The sequence below is a fragment of the Acinetobacter sp. YH12117 genome (assembly GCF_013418865.1).
GTDB classification, from domain to species: Bacteria; Pseudomonadota; Gammaproteobacteria; order Pseudomonadales; family Moraxellaceae; genus Acinetobacter; species Acinetobacter indicus.
This window is the reverse complement of record NZ_VPBF01000015.1, coordinates 45,618-63,576: the sequence shown is the minus strand read 5'-3', so window position 1 is coordinate 63,576 and position 17,959 is coordinate 45,618. Positions and strand designations below refer to the sequence as shown.

General features: G+C 37.4%; 17 protein-coding genes and 2 pseudogenes. 9 read left to right on the top strand and 10 right to left on the bottom strand.

Annotated features, from left to right (window positions below; genetic code table 11):
- Nucleotides 1-228 precede the first annotated feature (228 nt).
- A complete protein-coding gene (locus FTU55_RS07485; protein WP_180046665.1) occupies nt 229-1,290 on the top strand; it encodes an ArsO family NAD(P)H-dependent flavin-containing monooxygenase in 1,062 nt (353 codons plus the stop codon).
- Between the two features lie 385 nt (nt 1,291-1,675).
- Here FTU55_RS07485 and FTU55_RS07480 read toward each other — a convergent pair whose 3' ends face one another.
- From FTU55_RS07480 to FTU55_RS07470, 3 genes are all read right to left on the bottom strand, one after another.
- Nucleotides 1,676-1,969 carry a type II toxin-antitoxin system RelE/ParE family toxin gene (locus FTU55_RS07480; protein ID WP_000221358.1) on the bottom strand — a complete coding sequence of 98 codons (294 nt, stop codon included), beginning with the start codon at nt 1,967-1,969 and terminating at the stop codon, nt 1,676-1,678.
- Nucleotides 1,959-2,204, bottom strand: coding sequence for a type II toxin-antitoxin system RelB/DinJ family antitoxin (locus tag FTU55_RS07475; RefSeq protein WP_000246756.1), 246 nt, complete (start codon nt 2,202-2,204; stop codon nt 1,959-1,961). Before FTU55_RS07475 ends, FTU55_RS07480 begins: the two co-directional genes overlap by 11 nt.
- A 77-nt stretch (nt 2,205-2,281) precedes the next feature.
- Nucleotides 2,282-3,259, bottom strand: coding sequence for a GlxA family transcriptional regulator (locus FTU55_RS07470; protein ID WP_180046663.1), 978 nt, complete (start codon nt 3,257-3,259; stop codon nt 2,282-2,284).
- A gap of 132 nt (nt 3,260-3,391) precedes the next feature.
- On the opposite strand from FTU55_RS07470, the gene FTU55_RS07465 reads away from it, so the two are divergent.
- Both FTU55_RS07465 and FTU55_RS07460 read left to right on the top strand, forming a co-directional pair.
- The gene (locus FTU55_RS07465; RefSeq protein ID WP_180046661.1) at nt 3,392-4,276 is read left to right on the top strand and encodes an MBL fold metallo-hydrolase; all 885 of its coding nucleotides are present in this window, start codon (nt 3,392-3,394) and stop codon (nt 4,274-4,276) included.
- A gap of 83 nt (nt 4,277-4,359) precedes the next feature.
- The gene (locus tag FTU55_RS07460; RefSeq protein WP_004981626.1) at nt 4,360-4,902 is read left to right on the top strand and encodes a cysteine hydrolase family protein; all 543 of its coding nucleotides are present in this window, start codon (nt 4,360-4,362) and stop codon (nt 4,900-4,902) included.
- A gap of 469 nt (nt 4,903-5,371) precedes the next feature.
- Here the strand turns inward: FTU55_RS07460 and FTU55_RS07455 are convergent, their stop codons facing one another.
- The 5 genes from FTU55_RS07455 to FTU55_RS07435 all read right to left on the bottom strand — a co-directional run bounded on the left by FTU55_RS07455 (nt 5,372) and on the right by FTU55_RS07435 (nt 11,990).
- Nucleotides 5,372-8,329 carry a site-specific integrase gene (locus FTU55_RS07455; RefSeq protein ID WP_180046659.1) on the bottom strand — a complete coding sequence of 986 codons (2,958 nt, stop codon included), beginning with the start codon at nt 8,327-8,329 and terminating at the stop codon, nt 5,372-5,374.
- Nucleotides 8,326-10,506 (bottom strand): hypothetical protein, encoded by a 2,181-nt coding sequence (locus FTU55_RS07450; RefSeq protein WP_180046657.1) that lies wholly within the window; start codon nt 10,504-10,506, stop codon nt 8,326-8,328. The genes FTU55_RS07455 and FTU55_RS07450 overlap by 4 nt, the downstream gene beginning before the upstream one ends.
- The gene (locus FTU55_RS07445; protein WP_163170502.1) at nt 10,503-11,000 is read right to left on the bottom strand and encodes a hypothetical protein; all 498 of its coding nucleotides are present in this window, start codon (nt 10,998-11,000) and stop codon (nt 10,503-10,505) included. Before FTU55_RS07445 ends, FTU55_RS07450 begins: the two co-directional genes overlap by 4 nt.
- 388 nt (nt 11,001-11,388) lie before the next feature.
- The gene (locus FTU55_RS07440; RefSeq protein WP_071850377.1) at nt 11,389-11,709 is read right to left on the bottom strand and encodes a type II toxin-antitoxin system PemK/MazF family toxin; all 321 of its coding nucleotides are present in this window, start codon (nt 11,707-11,709) and stop codon (nt 11,389-11,391) included.
- Nucleotides 11,709-11,990: a type II toxin-antitoxin system RelB/DinJ family antitoxin gene (locus FTU55_RS07435; RefSeq protein ID WP_071850378.1), complete on the bottom strand. Its 282-nt coding sequence runs from the start codon at nt 11,988-11,990 to the stop codon at nt 11,709-11,711. The genes FTU55_RS07440 and FTU55_RS07435 overlap by 1 nt, the downstream gene beginning before the upstream one ends.
- A gap of 121 nt (nt 11,991-12,111) precedes the next feature.
- Between FTU55_RS07435 and FTU55_RS07430 the strand changes: the two genes are divergently transcribed.
- The gene (locus FTU55_RS07430; RefSeq protein WP_168406779.1) at nt 12,112-12,375 is read left to right on the top strand and encodes a hypothetical protein; all 264 of its coding nucleotides are present in this window, start codon (nt 12,112-12,114) and stop codon (nt 12,373-12,375) included.
- A 69-nt stretch (nt 12,376-12,444) separates the two neighbouring features.
- On the opposite strand, the gene FTU55_RS07425 is transcribed toward FTU55_RS07430, so the two are convergent.
- Together FTU55_RS07425 and FTU55_RS07420 are read right to left on the bottom strand one after the other, a co-directional pair.
- A complete protein-coding gene (locus FTU55_RS07425) occupies nt 12,445-12,759 on the bottom strand; it encodes a hypothetical protein (RefSeq protein WP_168419270.1) in 315 nt (104 codons plus the stop codon).
- 100 nt (nt 12,760-12,859) lie between these two features.
- Complete coding sequence (locus FTU55_RS07420) at nt 12,860-13,189, bottom strand: DUF4236 domain-containing protein (RefSeq protein ID WP_104489241.1); 330 nt, start codon at nt 13,187-13,189, stop codon at nt 12,860-12,862.
- A gap of 151 nt (nt 13,190-13,340) precedes the next feature.
- Between FTU55_RS07420 and FTU55_RS07415 the strand changes: the two genes are divergently transcribed.
- From FTU55_RS07415 to FTU55_RS15295, 5 genes and pseudogenes are all read left to right on the top strand, one after another.
- On the top strand, nt 13,341-13,931 hold the full coding sequence (locus FTU55_RS07415; protein ID WP_016658949.1) for a bifunctional 2-polyprenyl-6-hydroxyphenol methylase/3-demethylubiquinol 3-O-methyltransferase UbiG: 591 nt from the start codon (nt 13,341-13,343) through the stop codon (nt 13,929-13,931).
- Nucleotides 13,932-13,933: 2 nt separating this feature from the next.
- The gene (locus tag FTU55_RS07410) at nt 13,934-14,995 is read left to right on the top strand and encodes an HNH endonuclease (RefSeq protein ID WP_180046655.1); all 1,062 of its coding nucleotides are present in this window, start codon (nt 13,934-13,936) and stop codon (nt 14,993-14,995) included.
- Nucleotides 14,996-15,198: 203 nt separating this feature from the next.
- A complete protein-coding gene (locus FTU55_RS07405; RefSeq protein ID WP_180046653.1) occupies nt 15,199-16,767 on the top strand; it encodes a type I restriction-modification system subunit M in 1,569 nt (522 codons plus the stop codon).
- Nucleotides 16,767-17,237 (top strand): annotated as a pseudogene (locus tag FTU55_RS15300) (restriction endonuclease subunit S); the annotation flags it as partial. The gene FTU55_RS07405 and the pseudogene FTU55_RS15300, both read left to right, overlap by 1 nt.
- Nucleotides 17,220-17,957 (top strand): annotated as a pseudogene (locus tag FTU55_RS15295) (restriction endonuclease subunit S); the annotation flags it as partial. The pseudogenes FTU55_RS15300 and FTU55_RS15295, both read left to right, overlap by 18 nt.
- Nucleotides 17,958-17,959 lie beyond the last annotated feature (2 nt).

Genomic DNA, 17,959 nt, shown 5'->3' with positions numbered 1-17,959 from the left:
TGTTCAAATGGCGATTCAGCGTTTAATTGGTTTTGGGAAAAAAGAAGAGTTTAAGGAAATTTTGGCAATTTTAAGAAAGCAGAATCCTGATAGGATAAGGGTTCTGTGAAATTTGTCGTGTACAGAGGAAAAAAACAAGTAAATTGAGTTATTGAAATTTAAGTTTAAAAACCAGTTGCTCCGGCAACTGGTTTTTTATATTAAAGAAAAATGAAAGGGGAAAGGGCTTTGAATCATAAACAGAATGAAACGGATGTGATCATTATCGGTGGTGGGCAGGCTGCTTTATCTACGGCTTATTTTTTAAAGCGAAAAAAAATACCATTCATTATTTTAGATGATCAAAATCAAGCAGGTGGAGCCTGGTTACATGCCTGGAATTCTTTGCGTCTATTTTCACCGAATAGCTGGAGTTCCTTACCAGGTTGGGTTATGCCGAATACAGAACAAACGTATCCGACCAAGAAAGAAGTTATTGAATACTTGCAGCAATATGAGCAGCGTTACCACTTTCCGATTATTCGTCCTATATATGTTGATCACGTCAAAAGCGAAGGAGAGGCATTGAGTGTGCATGCAGGTGAACAGTCATGGAAAGCCAAGGCTGTAGTCAGTGCAACGGGCACCTGGAGTCATCCTTATATCCCATCTTACCCGGGCCAAGAAAATTTTAAAGGGCTGAAATTACACTCCGCCCATTATCAAAATGCAGAACCGTTTAAAGATAAGCACGTCATGATTATCGGTGGTGGAAATTCCGGAGCACAAATTTTGGCTGAAGTTTCCCAAGTGGCAGATACTCTTTGGATCACGCCAACACCTCCTCAATTTTTAGCAGATGATGTTGATGGCCGTATACTGTTTTTACGTGCGACAGAGCGTTTAAAGGCACAATTAGAAGGCCGTACAATAGATCAGCCTGTTGGCGGTCTGGGGGATATTGTCATGATTGATTCAGTCAAAGATGCACGTGCACGAGGCGTTTTACATAGTGAGCGCCCGTTTTCGGCTTTTACAGAAAATGGCGTGATTTGGGAAGATGGATCTTTTCAACAGGTTGATGCAGTGATTTGGTGTACTGGATTTAAAGCGACTTTAGACCATTTAAAGCCACTTGGAATAGTAGAGGAAAATAATACGATACTGGTTGAAGGAACAAGATCAGTAAAACAACCCAACCTATGGTTAGTAGGATATGGTGAATGGACTGGACCTGGTTCAGCAACGCTGGTGGGTGTTTCAAGGACCGCGAGAACAACTGCTGAGGAAATTTCCGAATTTCTGGATTAAAATTTTGACCTATTTGTCTTGAGCAAGAAATAGCACAACAAATGGCAAATAAAACTCGTTATTTGGGTGCTATTTTTGTGGGCAAAATAAAAAGTTAAAAAATCAGTAGAAACCCGGCTTGGAAACAAGTCGGTTTTTTGGGTTTTCGCCACCGATTTTTTATAACATAACTTTTTGAAATATAACACTATTTATTTTGATGCGAAGTATGATTTTAATTTCCTGTTGGAAAGCCATGAAACATCCATTGTATGCCCCATAAAATAATTAGAATTAAAATTACGAAAAAGATAATTTCTAATTTTTTTCATTTTTAAAGTTCTACTAAAATTAACATAATACACCTTATACGAAGGCAAAAATGGGAGCTATAAGCTCCCCATTTTTAGTCTTTAATTCGCTTTTTAGCTTCGTCATAAACTATGCTATCAGCTCGTTTCCCGACTGTGATGAGCAAGATAACTACCTGATCATCTTTAACTTGATAGACAAGTCTGACACCAGCTTTTAATAATTTGATTTTATAGCAACCTGCAAGATCGCCTCTAAGCATATTCTTTGGAATATGTGGCTGCTCTATGACTTTGGCTAGTTTCTTTTTAAATTGATCTCGTATAGCAACAGGGAGTTTTTCCCATTCTGCTGTAAAGTCCTTGTGACGTAAAAGCTTATAAGTCATCTAATGTGACTTCCTCAAACATCTCTTTAGGATCATTAATGCGCTTACGGACAAGAGCTAATAATTCTTCATCTTCTTCCGAAAGCAAAGCTTTTTTGACAGGCAGTTTCCCAGTCGTAGCAACATACTCAAGAATACTAGTGAAGAAATCCGTAGGTGCAATACCTTGCTCTTTAAGGATTGAATAAGATTTTTCTTTAAGGGCTTCATCGACCCTGAAGTTAACAGTAGCCATCATATTTCCCAAGTATTTAATGTACTAGGAATAGTGTAATGCAAATTGCATTACAAGTCGACTTCGCATAACAGCCATTATGTTAAATGGGGCGGATTATTCTCATTACTGATCCCAAAAGCTTTTCTCCATGCCTGAGGGCTGGTGCCATATTTTTCACGGAAATTCTTTCTAAATGACACAGTATTATTAAAACCTGAAAGCTCGGTTATCTTTTCGATAGACAAGTTTGTCGCTTCTAAAAGTTCACAACTTAATCTGATTCTTTCAGTATTCAGCCAATCGACTAAGGTCATACCTGTCGCTTTCTTAAAGTGCCGTGTGAACGTCCTGCGTGTCATATGTGTCCGTTCAGCGAGGCTTTCAATATTATGTTGTAAGGCTAAATTCTTTCTTAAAAAATCAAGTAATAGGTTAATTTGTGCATCTTGGCTCGATTCTGCGACTGGCTGTTCAATAAACTGAGTTTGCCCACCTTCACGGTGAGGCGGGATCACCATTACTCTAGCAACTTTATTCGCAATTCGTGCATTATAGATTTCACGTACCAAGTACAAGCAGCAGTCTAACGCTGCGCCTGTTCCAGCAGAGGTTACGATCCTTTGGTCTTCTACATACAGGGCGTCATTATCAAGTTGAACCTGTGGAAATCGTTCACTAAAATCCTGTTCAGCCATCCAGTGCGTAGCTGCTTTTTTATGGTCAAGCAGCCCTGCATATGCCAATGCATAAGTTCCGTAGCATAACCCTACAATTCTAATTCCAGCTTGATATGCACAATTTAGGGCATCGATAAGTACTTTTTCAGGTTTGTGATTAAAATCATCCCATCCAGGAATAATAATAAGATCCAATTGTTTAATAAGTTCGATCCCCCCATCAGGGATAATCATCATAGACTGTTCTGTTTTTACGGGTTGACCATCTATAGAAAAAATTCTCAGATCAAATAAGCGTTTATCTTCAATCTTGATATTGAAAATGATATGGGGGATAGAGAAGTGAAATGGATTTATATTGGGATATACGAACAATCCAATCACTGGTATAGCCATTCAATCTACCTCTCTAAAATAATAAATATAGCATGTTGTCCCAATAGTTTCGATGATTGTCCTTAAGGACAATTTTATTGCTTAATTTTTCCTATCATGATTCGAGTATGACTAAATGATTGGATCTGGAACATGAATAAAATTTTAAGTAGCTCTGTTATTGCACTCTCTCTGGCAATGGCTTCAGTCCATTTATATGCGAATGATAAGGTGGTTCAGCGAGATACTTCTAAAGTTACGCATATACAAGAAATTCGCAATGCAACGATTAAAGTAACCTATGCTGATACGACTTTTTTAATTGACCCAATGTTTGCTAAAAAAGGATTCTATGAAGGTTTTCCTGATACTCATCGTAGCTATTTACGGAACCCATTAGTCGATTTGCCTATCAAGCCCGAAACGATTTTAGAAGGTGTAGATGCGGTAATCGTGACCCATACCCATCTAGATCATTGGGATGATGCAGCACAAGCGACTATTCCGAAAAACATGCCGTTGTTTGTACAGAATAAAGAAGACCAGAAAATCATTCAGTCACAAGGCTTCAAAGATGTTCGTGTATTAACTCAAGCGACCTTTGAAGGGATTAAGCTCACTAAAACTGGTGGTCAACACGGTACTGATGCCATGTACCGTATTCCTAAGCTTAAAGCTGGATTAGGTGAAGCAATGGGTGTGGTATTTGAAGCTGCTGGCCATGAAACTGTTTATGTGGCAGGAGATACCATCTGGCGTTCTGAAGTTGATCAAGCGATTCAAACATTTAAACCTGATGTGATTGTCTTGAATACAGGTAACGCCTTGGTTGATGGCTTTAAAGAATCCATTATTATGGGCAAAGAAGATACTTATCATGCAACTCAGAAAGCACCAAATGCTAAAGTGGTTGCTGTTCACATGGATGCAATTAACCACATGTCGGTAACACGTGCTGAGCTTGCAGATTACGTAAAGGACAAAGGAATCCAAAATAAGGTTTTAATTCCTATCGATGGTGAAACGCTTTCTTTCTAAAGTGACTTAAAGAAGTGGAAGCATTCCACTTCTTTAAAACATAAGTAGAACAAAACAAATATTAGTTAAGTAAAGGAATAGGTATGTCAAAATCAGCTTTATTAGTTATCGACTTACAAAATGAATATCTACCTACAGGTAAATTACCATTGGTAAATATTGAACAAGCTGCTGCTAATGCAGTGAAAGTAATTACGAAAGCACGTCAAGACGGTACTCAAGTGATTCATGTCCAGCATATTGCGAATGCTGAATCACCTATATTTCAACCTGACTCAATTGGTATTGAATTTCAGGACACAGTTAAGCCACAAGCAGATGAAACTGTGGTCATTAAAAATCACATCAACGCGTTCTTAAATACGAATCTCAAAGAAATTTTAGATAGCAATCACGTGACTGAGCTAGTCGTGATTGGTGCTATGAGCCATATGTGTGTTGATGCTGCTGTTCGTGCTGCTTCTGACTTTGGTTATAAGGTAAGGGTTATTCATGATGCTTGTGCAACGCTAGACCTAGAATTTAATGGCGTTAAAGTACCTGCTGGTCATGTCCATGCAACATTAATGGCCGCTTTTGAATTTGCATATGCTCAAGTAATATCAACTGAAGATTATGTTAGCTAAAGACTAAGATTTCCTAAAATTAACATAATACGCGTTATACGAAATGCGTTATAATTCTCTTGAAAATTCAAAGCTGTAGTTCCTTTTTTGCCCAACCTCCCCAAGGTGGGCTTTTTTGTTGATTTTTATGTTCCACGATTAATATTTTTCCCATGTTTCACGATTTTGATTAGCTCCTCTGCTTAATCTATATTTAACTCCTTGCTTACTTTTTAAAGGAGGGAGAGGAATAGGAAAAAGTCTTCATTTAGTACCGGATGATATAAGTAACTGAATATATAGAGAATCCTAAAAATTACATTTGAGAATGGCTTTGTTGCACAAAGATTTCATAACTATATGATTTTAGAAGTTTTGATTATTTTTTGATCCAAAATTAAATTTATTTAAATCAGATGCTTACATATTTATGCAACAAAGCCCTATTTGATTATCGTTACTCAGAGTTCAAATTTTTATTACAAACAGCTTAAAGATGAGAAACTATCATTAGATACATCAGTAACTTAAATACCCCAAGTGCTTTTGCATCTTTACTTTTGAAGCAGAATTTAATTCGCCTTTCATTTTCATTCAGGCTGAAGTTTTCTGCCCGTAATGTTAAATCCTGTAATGTCTTTTTGAGCTCTGTCTTGCTCTGTTGAGATAGTTCTAAATGAAGATATTTTTTCGGAAATAAACTATGAATAAAAGAAAGAAGTTTCTTCAGTTGCCGTTTTTCATTCAGTTCAAAAATTAACTGGGCTGAATTGGGCTGAACTTTTTCAAGATAAATTGAGTAGATCGTATGAAGCTGTTTTTTGTATTTACTTTGTACATTTGCATAACGCTCCTGAACATGTTGAATGACCTTTTTTTCCTCCTGATTGGTCGGCAACATGGTGACTAATGCATCAGGAGTTTTCCTTAAAAAATCTGTGGTAAATAACCTCGATGATTTTTTTTGGTTTACACAGGAGGTTTTCAAATGCAGAGCTCTGGCACGTAATTTTTGCGCGATTTGCAAAGGAATAGCTTCAGGTAACAAAAGGTCTTGTTCTTTTTCTACTGCAAGAATGTGATGCAATAGTTCAAAAGTCATCTCTGAGTCATGAGCTCCTAGCATCAGTGAATCAGGTGATTTCTGTTGCCCTGGTTGATATTGATGATCATGTTGCCTGTAACGGTCTTTAGTGAGTTGATCAAATAAAAACTGTTTGATCGCCCGTTGCTGAACAGGATATTTAATAGCATCATCATGTTTTAGAATATTAAAATAGGCTTCTTTAGGAAGCGGGCTGTGCATTTGATTCAGCTGGTAGCTAATTGCTAGATGCATTAAATGCAGATAGCTAGAACAGGTAGTTTCAGGTGTCAGGTGCCCGGCAAAATGAGAAAGCGCATACCAGGTTTGCTGAGTATTTCTGTTTCGCAGCAATGCATAACGGATACGTAATTGCTCATGTGGGCTATAGTCAGTAAATGCATCTGCAAGTGTTGAGTTTTTTAAAATCAGGTAAAGATGATTAAATGCAGAATGACGCAGACTATGGTAAGTAAAATTGTGCTCTCCAAAAGCTGGCTGGATCAATTGTTTCAATAGAGCATTGACTTCATTTTCATGAGTTTCTTCTAGCGACTGTTTTAAAAATAGCGGTTGTGTAACTGATTTCCCTTGTTCTTTTAGCAGGCGTTTTCTATTCTGACTATATGTTTTAAATGCATGTAATTCTTCTGCTTTAAGTAGATGATGCAGAGGAATCTTGCGGTAAGCTGAGTAGCTTTTTTGATTTTTATTGCGATTGTTGCGAATGGTGAGTATCACAGCATCTTCACTAATAAATAGATCACGTACGAAGATATTCAATGTTTCATTGATCCGTAGTCCGGCTCTGAAACCCAGAATAAAAATCAGTTTAAACATATTTTTATCCTGAACTGAAATACCTTGAGTATTTTCGAGTTGCTCTAGCATATGGTGAAAAATATGGGGCGAGATCAATGCGGTTCTGCAGATTTTTACCTGGATTAAATTATCTAGATCGATAGTGGGTGCGTTAAAAAATAAGGTCTGTTTGTGATGAAACTCCTGTAGACGTTTTTGTAAAGTCTCTCTAGTTGTTTCTTTCTTTAATAAAAGCATTTCTCCATACATATCTTCAAAATCGGCATTTGAAAATGATGAAATGTCTTTGTTTTGCGTTGCCTGCAGCCAATGGACTGCAAACTGTGAAAACATGGTCTTCAGAGAACTTTGCTTGACCGGCTGAAAATCTGCACGTATAAGCTTGCGCTTAAATCGTTGCTGCTGCTGAATAATATGATTGAGAAGGTCCAGTTGAGGTTCCGTTAATTTTGAGCGTAGAATGCTCCACAGCAGCAAACGTTCCAAGGCTGGAGATTGTTTTTTAGCATATAATTCTATGAGTTGATCGCTATAGTTTTTTGCACGAATAGCTTGACGTATTTCTACTAAAATATCGACTTCATCTAACGTAATAGTGACCGTAGGCTTTTTCTGAAGTTTTTCACAAATATTCTGAACTGTATGGGTAGGCGTGGGTTCAGACTGAATAAAATAGGCTGCTAATTGTTTTTCGAGAGGGCTGGAACTGTAAATTTCATTTTTTAGGATACAAATGGACATTTGATCCAGTCCGCTGTTTTTCAGGAACTGTGTATAGTAAAAACCGTATTTTAACAGGTCTTTACAACGTACCTTTTCCTCAGGGAAGCATTCAATAATACAAGCGTTAATCAGATGTTCTGCATCTTCAATATCCGAAAATAAATCAAACTTTTGATGTTTAAGTCTGTAAATCCAGCATTTCACAATGTCGTGTAGCACAAACGTTTTTGTATAGCTGACTGAAAAATCAGGGTCATTTATACGCTGATTACCGAAATTCCGGTTCGGGATTTCGAGTGTTACCATATGATTTAGGTTTAAAAAACTTTGAAATTTCTTTGTTTTTAAAATGATTTTTAAAAAAAATTGCAATTCGGCATGGTTATAAATGCCATTAAATAATATTGAACTGATCAAACAAAAGCCGAGGGATTGAGTCGGACTGAAGTCATTTCGTTTTGTCCAGTAAGCAATCATATTTTGGGCAAATTGAGTAACTTTTTTACCATGTTTTAAGGTTTCAATATTTTGTAGTGGCAGAGACCTTTCGTACCTTACGGGAGCGGCAGGCACTGGATAGTACTGATTCGATGAAAGATTAAAGCGCTTGATATATTTAGCAAATTCTATACGTGCCATCTGATAGCTACGGATGTTTGACTTACAGTATTCTAAAAGCTGATTATCAACTTGACGACAAATTTCCGAATAGTTCTCAGGCGTCAGTTCTATACATTTCTCACTAAACAAGTTCAGAAGAAATGCTTTGTTTTTTCTATGCTTTTTTATTCTTTTGAGGGAGTGTGGGTGTTTACTCATTCAATCAGGAATCCGTTAAATGTAGACATACTTTTAAGCTTTAAGAGTCCGACCAGCTTGTCTTGCGCTGCTCGAATGTGATCGTAATCGATTGCCTGAAAACCCGAATAGCGGTCAAAAAGTTCCTGCATGGGCCCATCGTGACCAAAGATGCCATTCAGCATATCTTCATCGCAGTGCTGTGCAAAAAAATAGCGAGCGAAATGGCGAGTCCAATTACGTTGCAAACCTATTTCTGGACTGTTCTTTTCAATATCGGCAAGTTCTAAATTTCGGATATATCCCTCAGGCCCAAAACCTAATAGGAAAGGGCGCTTACCATCAAAAATTTCTTGAATTAGTTCTGTTTTAACTTGGCTAGCACAAGCCTTCATAAGGTGCTGAAATTGTTTTAAGTAATTTAGATAAGACTGTATTTCATCTCGAAGAAAATTATTAAATGGCAGGTAGCGCCCAATGGTACCCGAATAACGTTGCTCTTTATCTGCAACAGCCACCAAACGGTTGTCGAGATCAAGATAATCGAGATTCGGGGGAAAGGCTTCATTTGGTCGGGCAGATGTCATAATCATGCAAACGTACCATAGCCAAATTGAATAATATTTCAGTGTTTTGAAAGGGTTAGGGTTACCCCGAACTTGCTGGTCAAGCTGTTTGAAAAAGGATTTAACCAGAGGCAGGTCTGGCGTTTGCTGACTACCAAAAGTAACAGGGGACTTAAATTCTTCGATATAACTAGTGTCGAGCTGCGGGCAAACCAGATAAAGTGTTTGGCTATAAATATCGAGGATATCAACAATTTTCATTGAATAGTAATGGCCTGGGGTGTAGTTATTAACGTTTTCTCCGCTAAGTAATTTACTTTCCAATTCATATCCGAGTTCATTCAACGTGATATCGCTGATTAAACGAGGAAGGTTTCGAGCTGTTAAATGAAAAGTAAGGCCGTCACTGATTCTACGTAAATATTCTTGTACATCGGAAGCAATATCAGCTTTATCCCACTTTTTTAGTTGAAAAATCTGATCAAAATAAACTTTGGGTAATGGGATTGTAAAAGAGTTTCCCTGATTCATCATATATTCTTTTAATAAAGCATCTTTAAACTTGGAGCTATCAAAGCTTTGCCGAAAATAGAAATTTTCAGGACTAAAAGTAATTTCTTTTCTTTTTGAACTCAGACGGAAATGTTTCCGAAATACTAATAGCTCTTCATAATGCGTCAAACTGAGTACTGAAAATAAAAGCAAGGCATGAATTGGAGAGGTCTTTGCCTGTTCAAACAAAATTCGCATAATATGCTGTGCGGTAGGCAAATCAAAGACACGAGGATTTGACTTGCTCATTAACTGATTCTTGTTTTGATGCAGAACTTTGTTCTTGAGATTATTGACCTGAGCTGTAATAGAGTATTGCTCAAGTGGATTAAATTCAAAATTATGATCTTCAACTTTTTCTATAGTTTTATCTTCGCGCGGTTGTTTGGCCGTACCTTGTTCAAAATGAGTCTGATACGTTTGTTCATCATCGAGAGATATTCTTGATGTCTTTTGAACATCAGTTTGAGGAGGTTCTTTGGAGCCCGAACTGCTTTGGCGATTTCGTTTTAAACGTTCAGACTGAGTAAAGACATATTGATAGATCACACGCAGATTTGCCAGCTGGCTAATTCGTTCTTCATCTAAATTTGGTATTGAGCGATTAATTAGCTCTTTATTTTCTGTTTCAGCTTCTTTTAGAAGTTTAACTAGCTCTTCTAATTCCATTGGAAGAGTAGGTAAGAAATTGTAAAGCCAATAATATTTCTGTTTTGTGCTAGCTAAACGAAAACGCCTACAAAGATTAACTATGGTAGCTGAATGTCCTTTGCTGTTAAGTGATTCAATACATTGAGTATTGAAAATAGCCCATTTCAGCGCGTTTGATTGATATGCTGATGGAGTGTTGATGACTGCAATAAGGTAATGAACCAGAGGATACTCGCTGACTTTTTTATCAGTCAGGCTTTGAGCTATAAAAGTATTAAGTTTAGTAATTTCATATTGTTGAATGAGGTCGTTGAGCTTGATTGAGTTCTGATAATTTTCCAGCTTTGCTTCTGCCAATACTTGGTAGAAGTTTCGAAACGGCTCAAGCTTTAATTCTTGAGTATCTTCTAAATAACTATATCCATTCATGATGAAATTCCCACCAGAATTTTTTCTAATGAAATTGGACCTGCATAATCTGAAAAAGAACTTACCGGGCTTTGGGATTTGGATAGTCCTGATAATTCTCGCAGTTGGTTGATAGTTAAAATTTTATGACCGAAAACTTCTTGAAGATGGTCAGGTCGGTATTGTTCATTCAGCCAGTATGCAATGATATCTAAGCCCTGAATTGAGTGATGCAAACCAGAACTGAGTAAGCTTCTTACTTCATTTAGAGCCTGAATGATGGATTCATATGAATTATTTTTCTCGTAAGCTTTAAACTTAAATTGAGTTTTATTCTTATTGTAATAATAAGCATAGATCCAGCTGAAATGGCTACTAAAAAAATAGTGATCGGGTTTATCCGTAGGAATAAGGGGAATGTCTATTTTCTGTGAAAAAGCTAAATTCAAATGATAGTCTTGCTTTTTTTTATTCAGTTGGAAAAATAAAGCGATCCAGATTTGATAGGCATGCATACAGTTTGGATAACACATTAATTGCAGGTTTTTTGCAGACACGCGGTAATTTGGTGTGTTTTTCTTCTTTCCAGACATACAATGATGCTTTCCCATATGTGCTAAACAGCTAAAATTAAAACAATATATTCATATTTTTTTAAGTAGGGGAGCAATGGCTGAATATGCCGTATATTGTGTTGTAAAATTATAAAAACCCTATATATAGTATTTTTGATCTTTTTTTAATGGTAATTAAAACCAAACAGGAATCAATTTTTGATAAGTATATAGACAAATTTAACTTGATTGCATATTCCTATCTTAATGGATACTAAATATAACAAATAGATGAACAGCTATTTTAATCTAACTTGGACATATATTATTCGGCTAGTTGAATAAACAGTTATTGCTCTTTAAGATGATTAATTAATCGTTCATAGTCATTTTTAGAAAGTTTACCAATGTAAGTTAATTTTGTCTTATCAATTGGCAACTGATATGTTTGTACGGTATCAATCCATGATTTTTTACTTAGTCCAACCGATTTCCAATCGGTAATTTCAATATATTTACTTTTAATAAAGTCAGATTTATTGTCATATTGACTACTTAAACGGAATACGATGTAGTCTTTTTTTGTTTGTCGAATATATAAAACAGGGCGAGTTTTACCATCTGCTATGTCTGTAAAACCAACGTAAGCCCAATACAAATCCTGAGCCATTAGTATCCACCATCATCATTTAAAAACTCTTGAGCAGATTTTATATTGGATACTTTTACACTCGGAATATTATGGCTAAGTGCTATGAGTTGTGCCGTATTAAAATCATCATCACTTACTTGATTGCTCACAGGAATTCGACCTGTTTTGGCAATTTCAGCCATAACCATACTAAAAACAGATGCAGGGGTTAGCCCAACTTTTTTGATGACGTACTCTGCTGATTCTGAGATTGCCTCATCCACAGTATATTGAACTCTTTTTTTAATTAGCGTAGACATTTAACACCTCTCAATCTTATTAATGCCATTTTACGGCACAAAATGGTATAAAACAAGTAAATAAGAATTGGTGTCCAAGTAGCTGTTAATTCTGCAACTTGATTGATAAAAGGAGCCGCATATGGAAATTAAACAACTGAAACAGGTAGAAGTCGTTACAGATGTTGTATGTGATGTATGCAACCAATCAACGAAACTGAAATTTGGAACTTTATCCGCACATTGGGGGTATGGTTCCAAGCATGACGGGGAAAGATATGAATTGCAGTTATGTGAGAAATGTTTTTTTTATGCACTTGCGACATTAAAAAAAGAGCGAGCAGATGAGTTTATGTTTGATGAAAATTTTGACCCTTCAACCCTAGATGGGTTTGGGTTGAGGTGAACCTATCATCGCGATAGGTTCTAAGAATCCAGAAAATACTGATTCAGATCCACGCCAGCAGCTTCATTTTTAATGGCGAGTAAGGGATTCAGGAAAAATATTTTTCTTTGCTTCGAGGTCACTGAGTTCGGAAAATGCTTGAATACCGCCTGCGGCTTTAATTTCATCTAAAGCGACAGATAGAGCTTCCTGATCTGACGGGAATGTTTCATCCCATACCGTAGAAGTACCACTTTGACTCACTACTTCCAGTGTCCAATCACTGTCAGGCAGTCGATAAATGAGAATTTCGACCTGCTGATTATGTTCCTGTAAAACTTGAGATAAGGGAGAGTCGATTAAATCATTTTCATCATAATCGTGAGTATGGTGATTGTCTGACATCAGAGGCAACCTTTATTGTACTTAACATCCATCCATAGTAATGAATGAATCAGATTTTGCCTAGCAGGAGGAATATTATCGGTAAAAAGAGCGGTGAATTCTAAAAAAGAATTGCCCCGACAATAAAACAAAATAATCCAAAAATCACCCAAATCCAGACATTCGATTTGGGTTGCTCAGTATGTGATGTATAGAACGGTTGTTGTTCCTGAACAGGATTCTCTTGGTTGCCAGCTCTGTTCTTATAGGGCTGGTGTTTTGAATAGGATAGGCCTGTGCCAGGAATACCAACGCTGGTTCGGGTGCCTTTTTTGCCAATATTTAAGGAAGCACCAGGTTTGCCAATGCTTGCACTGCTTATACCTTTGTGTGTCAGATTAATTTTTAATCCAGGTAGCAGTTTAATACTCTTGCGAAATCTGAAGCCCATATTTTTTCCATTTACAAGAACCAGTTTGGTTTCTATCTCAGTTGTCCGGATACAGTGAAATAAGAGTTTGATTCATTCATAGGACTGATCATTTGACTTATCTAGTGAAAAATCAGTATGTTCTTTAACATAAGATATTGGCTTTTAGACAATGAATCAAACATCAAATTATTACAATCAACATGCTCAAGCATTTTTTGAAAATACCTATCAGGTTGAAATGGAAAGTCTTTACGCACCATTTCTAAGATATTTGCCGGAACAGGCATTGATCCTAGATTTGGGCTGTGGCTCGGGGCGGGACACTTTGGCATTTAAGAAAAAAGGCTATCAAGTTGAGGCAATTGATTATTCTGCCGAGCTGGTTAAAAAGGCCAGGGAGCTGACCAATATTGAAGTACGTCAGCAAAGTTTTTATGACCTAGCTGAGAATAATAAATACGATGGTATTTGGGCTTGTGCATCTCTTTTACATTGTGAAAGAGATCGCCTAACTGAAGTGCTGGGGCTTATATTCAAAGCATTAAAGCTAAATGGTGTGTGTTACATGTCTTTTAAGTATGGCAATACAGACCGTGAGATAGAGGGGCGTAGCTTTACTGACTTGAATGAACAGCAAGCTCATGACTTACTTAAGCAGATCGATCAGGCTTTACTGTTACAACAATGGATTACTGTAGATAAACGTCCAGAGCGTACAGAAGAGTGGATGAATATTCTGATTAGAAAAGTGCAGGCTTAGATATGTTATTCAGTATAGCCGAAATACCAACCCCTCAAGAACAGTTGAAATTCTTAAAGCATATTCAGCAGATTTTGCAGTCAGGGACTTTTACTTCGACATATAAGTTTGCTTTGCTGATAAGTATCACGCGTCTGGCGATTGAACAGGGTCAAGATACCGGTGCTGCCTTGCATTTGGAATATCAGGATATTGCTGAAAAGTTTATTGACCTGTACTGGAAACAGTCACTGCCGTTTCAGTTTAACCAGTATGAGCCTTTTACTATTCATCAAAGCACTGGTAAGCAGGCAAAGATCATCAGTGAAATTCAGAATGCACAGCAACAATTCAAGACTTTGGCTGCGTTGAGAAAAGACCAGTTGCACTGGAATCAGCTTAAGAAAGTGGTTGCAGTAACCGTCAAGCAAATGCCGGTGGTGTATTTACAGAACCTGAATGGTCAAGCGGTGGAGTTTCTTTACCATTTGGAAGATTGCAAACAGTCCCTCAAGCTTTTACCCAAAGTGATGTATTGCTTGAGACAGTTTAGTGAAATTATTGAAGAGTTGTGCCAGAAGCGCTGGATTGATTTTGTCCGACTGAATAAGCAGAATCTGGTGATACTGGATGGTTTGCCTGACTTGGATGAATTCATGTTTGCCCCGAGTCGCAATCAACTGGGGCAGGTCGCGGACTTCTTAATTGATTTACAGCAATGCCAGTGTTTTTACTGTGGAAAAAGCCTAAAAAACTCAAAATATGCTGTAGATCATTTTATCCCCTGGTCTCTATATCCTGCCGATACTGGACATAACTTTGTTCTGGCAGATGACAAATGTAATTCTCAGAAAAGTAATTATTTGGCGTCGGAACAGTTTTTGCAAAAGTGGCAGGAGCGGAATTATCTACATGATCAATCTATTGTTCGGGAAATTTCTCAATTCGGTTTCTTAACAGATATTCAGCGCTCGCATCGGGTTGCCGACTGGGCGTATAAGCAGGCAATAGAGAATGAGTATTTAGTCTGGCTGGGTGGAAAAGATAAACAGATATTAGTTTCTCCCATATCTGGAGTATTTTGATGTCTTTGTTTTTCTGTAGTGCAGATTACTGGAGTAGGCTGCTATAAAATTTAGATCATGTATCTGTCTAGCGCTTGAATTGATAGATTACATCGCTTGAGCACGACAATTCATGTCCTTTTCCACCTTTTTACTGCTGCATGTTTTAGAATTTTAGGTAAAATCATTTTATTAATGATTTACTTATTTGGACTTCCATAACAATGACCCAAGTACAACTGCAACAATTACAAAAACAACTTTGGAATATTGCCAATACTTTGCGCGGCACCATGGGCGCCGATGAATTCCGTGATTACATTCTGGGTTTTATTTTCTTTAAATATTTATCAGAAAAGTCGGTGAACTTTGCCAATGAATTGCTCGATGGCGAAGACCTCAGCTTTTTAGAGTTAGATGAAAATAATCCTGAGCATGTGCCATACATCGAAGAAATTAAAAAAAATGCCATTGCCGAAGTCGGTTATGCGCTCACACCAAAACAGCTATTCCATACCTTAGCCGAGCGTGGTCGTCAGGGCGAATTCATTTTGGATGATTTAACTGCGACCTTAAAATCGATTGAACAAAGCACTTTAGGTACCGACTCTGCCGATGACTTTGCCAACCTGTTTGAAGATTTGGATCTAAACTCGACCAAGCTTGGCAATAATGCCAGTGACCGTAATGCACTGGTGGCGAAAGTCCTGAGTCATTTAGATGATATTGATTTTGATATTAGTAATACCGAAGCCGATGTGCTGGGTGATGCCTACGAATACCTGATTGGCGAATTTGCCTCAGGTGCGGGCAAAAAAGCAGGAGAATTCTATACCCCACAAACGGTATCGACTCTACTGGCAAAGATTGTCACCCAAGGCAAAGACCGTTTACGTTCAGTCTATGACCCGACTTGCGGTTCAGGTTCGTTATTGCTACGGGTAAAACGTAAAGTGAAAGATGTCGATATGATTTACGGTCAGGAGATGAACCGTACCACCTACAACTTGGCGCGGATGAACATGATTCTGCATGATGTGCATTTTGCCAAGTTCGACATCAAGCAGGAAAATACTTTAACCCGCCCGCAGCATTTAGATAAAAAGTTTGATGCAGTGGTGGCGAATCCGCCATTTTCCGCAAAATGGTCTGCCGATCCGTTATTTTTACAAGATGAACGCTTTGCTGCGTATGGAAAACTGGCGCCAAGTTCTAAAGCCGATATGGCTTTTGTACAGCACATGCTGTATCAACTGGATGACAATGGCACGATGGCGGTGGTGTTACCGCATGGCGTATTGTTCCGTGGTTCGAGTGAGGGCGTGATTCGTCAGTATTTGATTGAGCAGATGAACGTGGTGGATGCGATTATTGGTCTACCCGCCAATATTTTCTATGGCACGTCTATTCCGACCTGTATTTTGGTGTTGAAGAAAAATCGTGAGCAGAGCGGCAATATTCTGTTTATTGATGCCAGCAATGATTTTGAAAAGCAGAAGAACCAAAACAAGTTATTGCCTGAGCATTTGGATAAGATTGTTGCGGCATTTGAAAAGCGTGAAAATATTGAAAAGTATGCGCATGTCGCAACTTTACAAGAAGTGAAAGATAACGATTACAACCTGAATATTCCGCGTTATGTGGATACCTTTGAAGCGGAAGCCGAGATTGATTTAGATGCGATTGCAAAACAGCTTCAAGCTTTGGAACACGACAGCCAAAAAACCGATGCCATCATTGCAGATTTCTGCAAAGAGCTAGGCATTGTTTCACCGTTTTCGGAGGTGAAGTAATGTCTGTACCTAAGTTACGCTTTAAAGAGTTTGATGAAAATTGGAATGTTGAAGTTCTGGGTAATATTGTCCAGATTAAAAGCGGTTATTCTCCTAGCAAATACGAGTTACACGAAAATGGTGAAATACCATTTTTAAAAGTCGAAGAGTTAAACAACAGTAATAAATATCAAGAATATTCAAGATTTTATACTGAAACTTGTGCTGATGTAATTCCTAAAAAAAGTGTAATTTTTCCAAAAAGAGGGGCAGCTATTCTAAATAATAAAGTTCGTATCCTTAAAGTCGATTCTTTATTAGATAGCAATCTTATGGCTCTTATTCCACAAAATACTTTGGATGCTGAATATTTATATTATTTAATTAATAAAGTTGAACTTTATAGAATTGCTGATACTTCTACAATTCCTCAGATAAATAATAAACATATCGAACCATATGAAATTCATTTGCCAAGTAAAGCAGAACAAACCAAAATCGCCTCTTTTCTTTCCGCAGTCGATGAAAAGATCAGCCAACTCACGCAAAAACATGAACTGCTGAGCCAATATAAACAAGGCATGATGCAGAAGTTGTTTAGTCAGCAGATTCGTTTTAAAGCGGATGATGGGAGTGAGTTTGGGGAGTGGGAGGATAAACCTCTAAATGAAATTGCTTCAAAAAGATCGGGCAAAAATAAAGATGGAAGTATTTCTGAGGTTTTAACAAACTCTGCTACTCAGGGAATTATTAAACAAGGTAATTACTTTGAAAGAGAAATAGTTACTGAATCAAATTTAAACGGTTATTACATCGTAAATTTAGATGACTTTGTATATAACCCTCGAATATCTGTTCATGCGCCTGTTGGACCAATCAAACGAAATAAAAAGTGTTTAGGTGTTATGTCGCCACTTTATACAGTCTTCACAGTGGTCGAAGGAAACTTGGCGTATTTGGAATACTTTTTTGATAGTAATTTCTGGCATGATTACGTCAAAGGTGTGGCAAATTCAGGTGCTAGACATGATCGAATGAATATTACTAATAAAGATTTTTTCGACATGCCTATTTTATATCCTTGCCTAGAAGAACAAACCAAAATCGCCAACTTCCTTTCGACTATTGATCAAAAAATTGAAGTCGTGGCACAACAAATTGAACAAGCCAAACAGTGGAAAAAAGGCTTGTTGCAGCAGATGTTTGTGTAGGG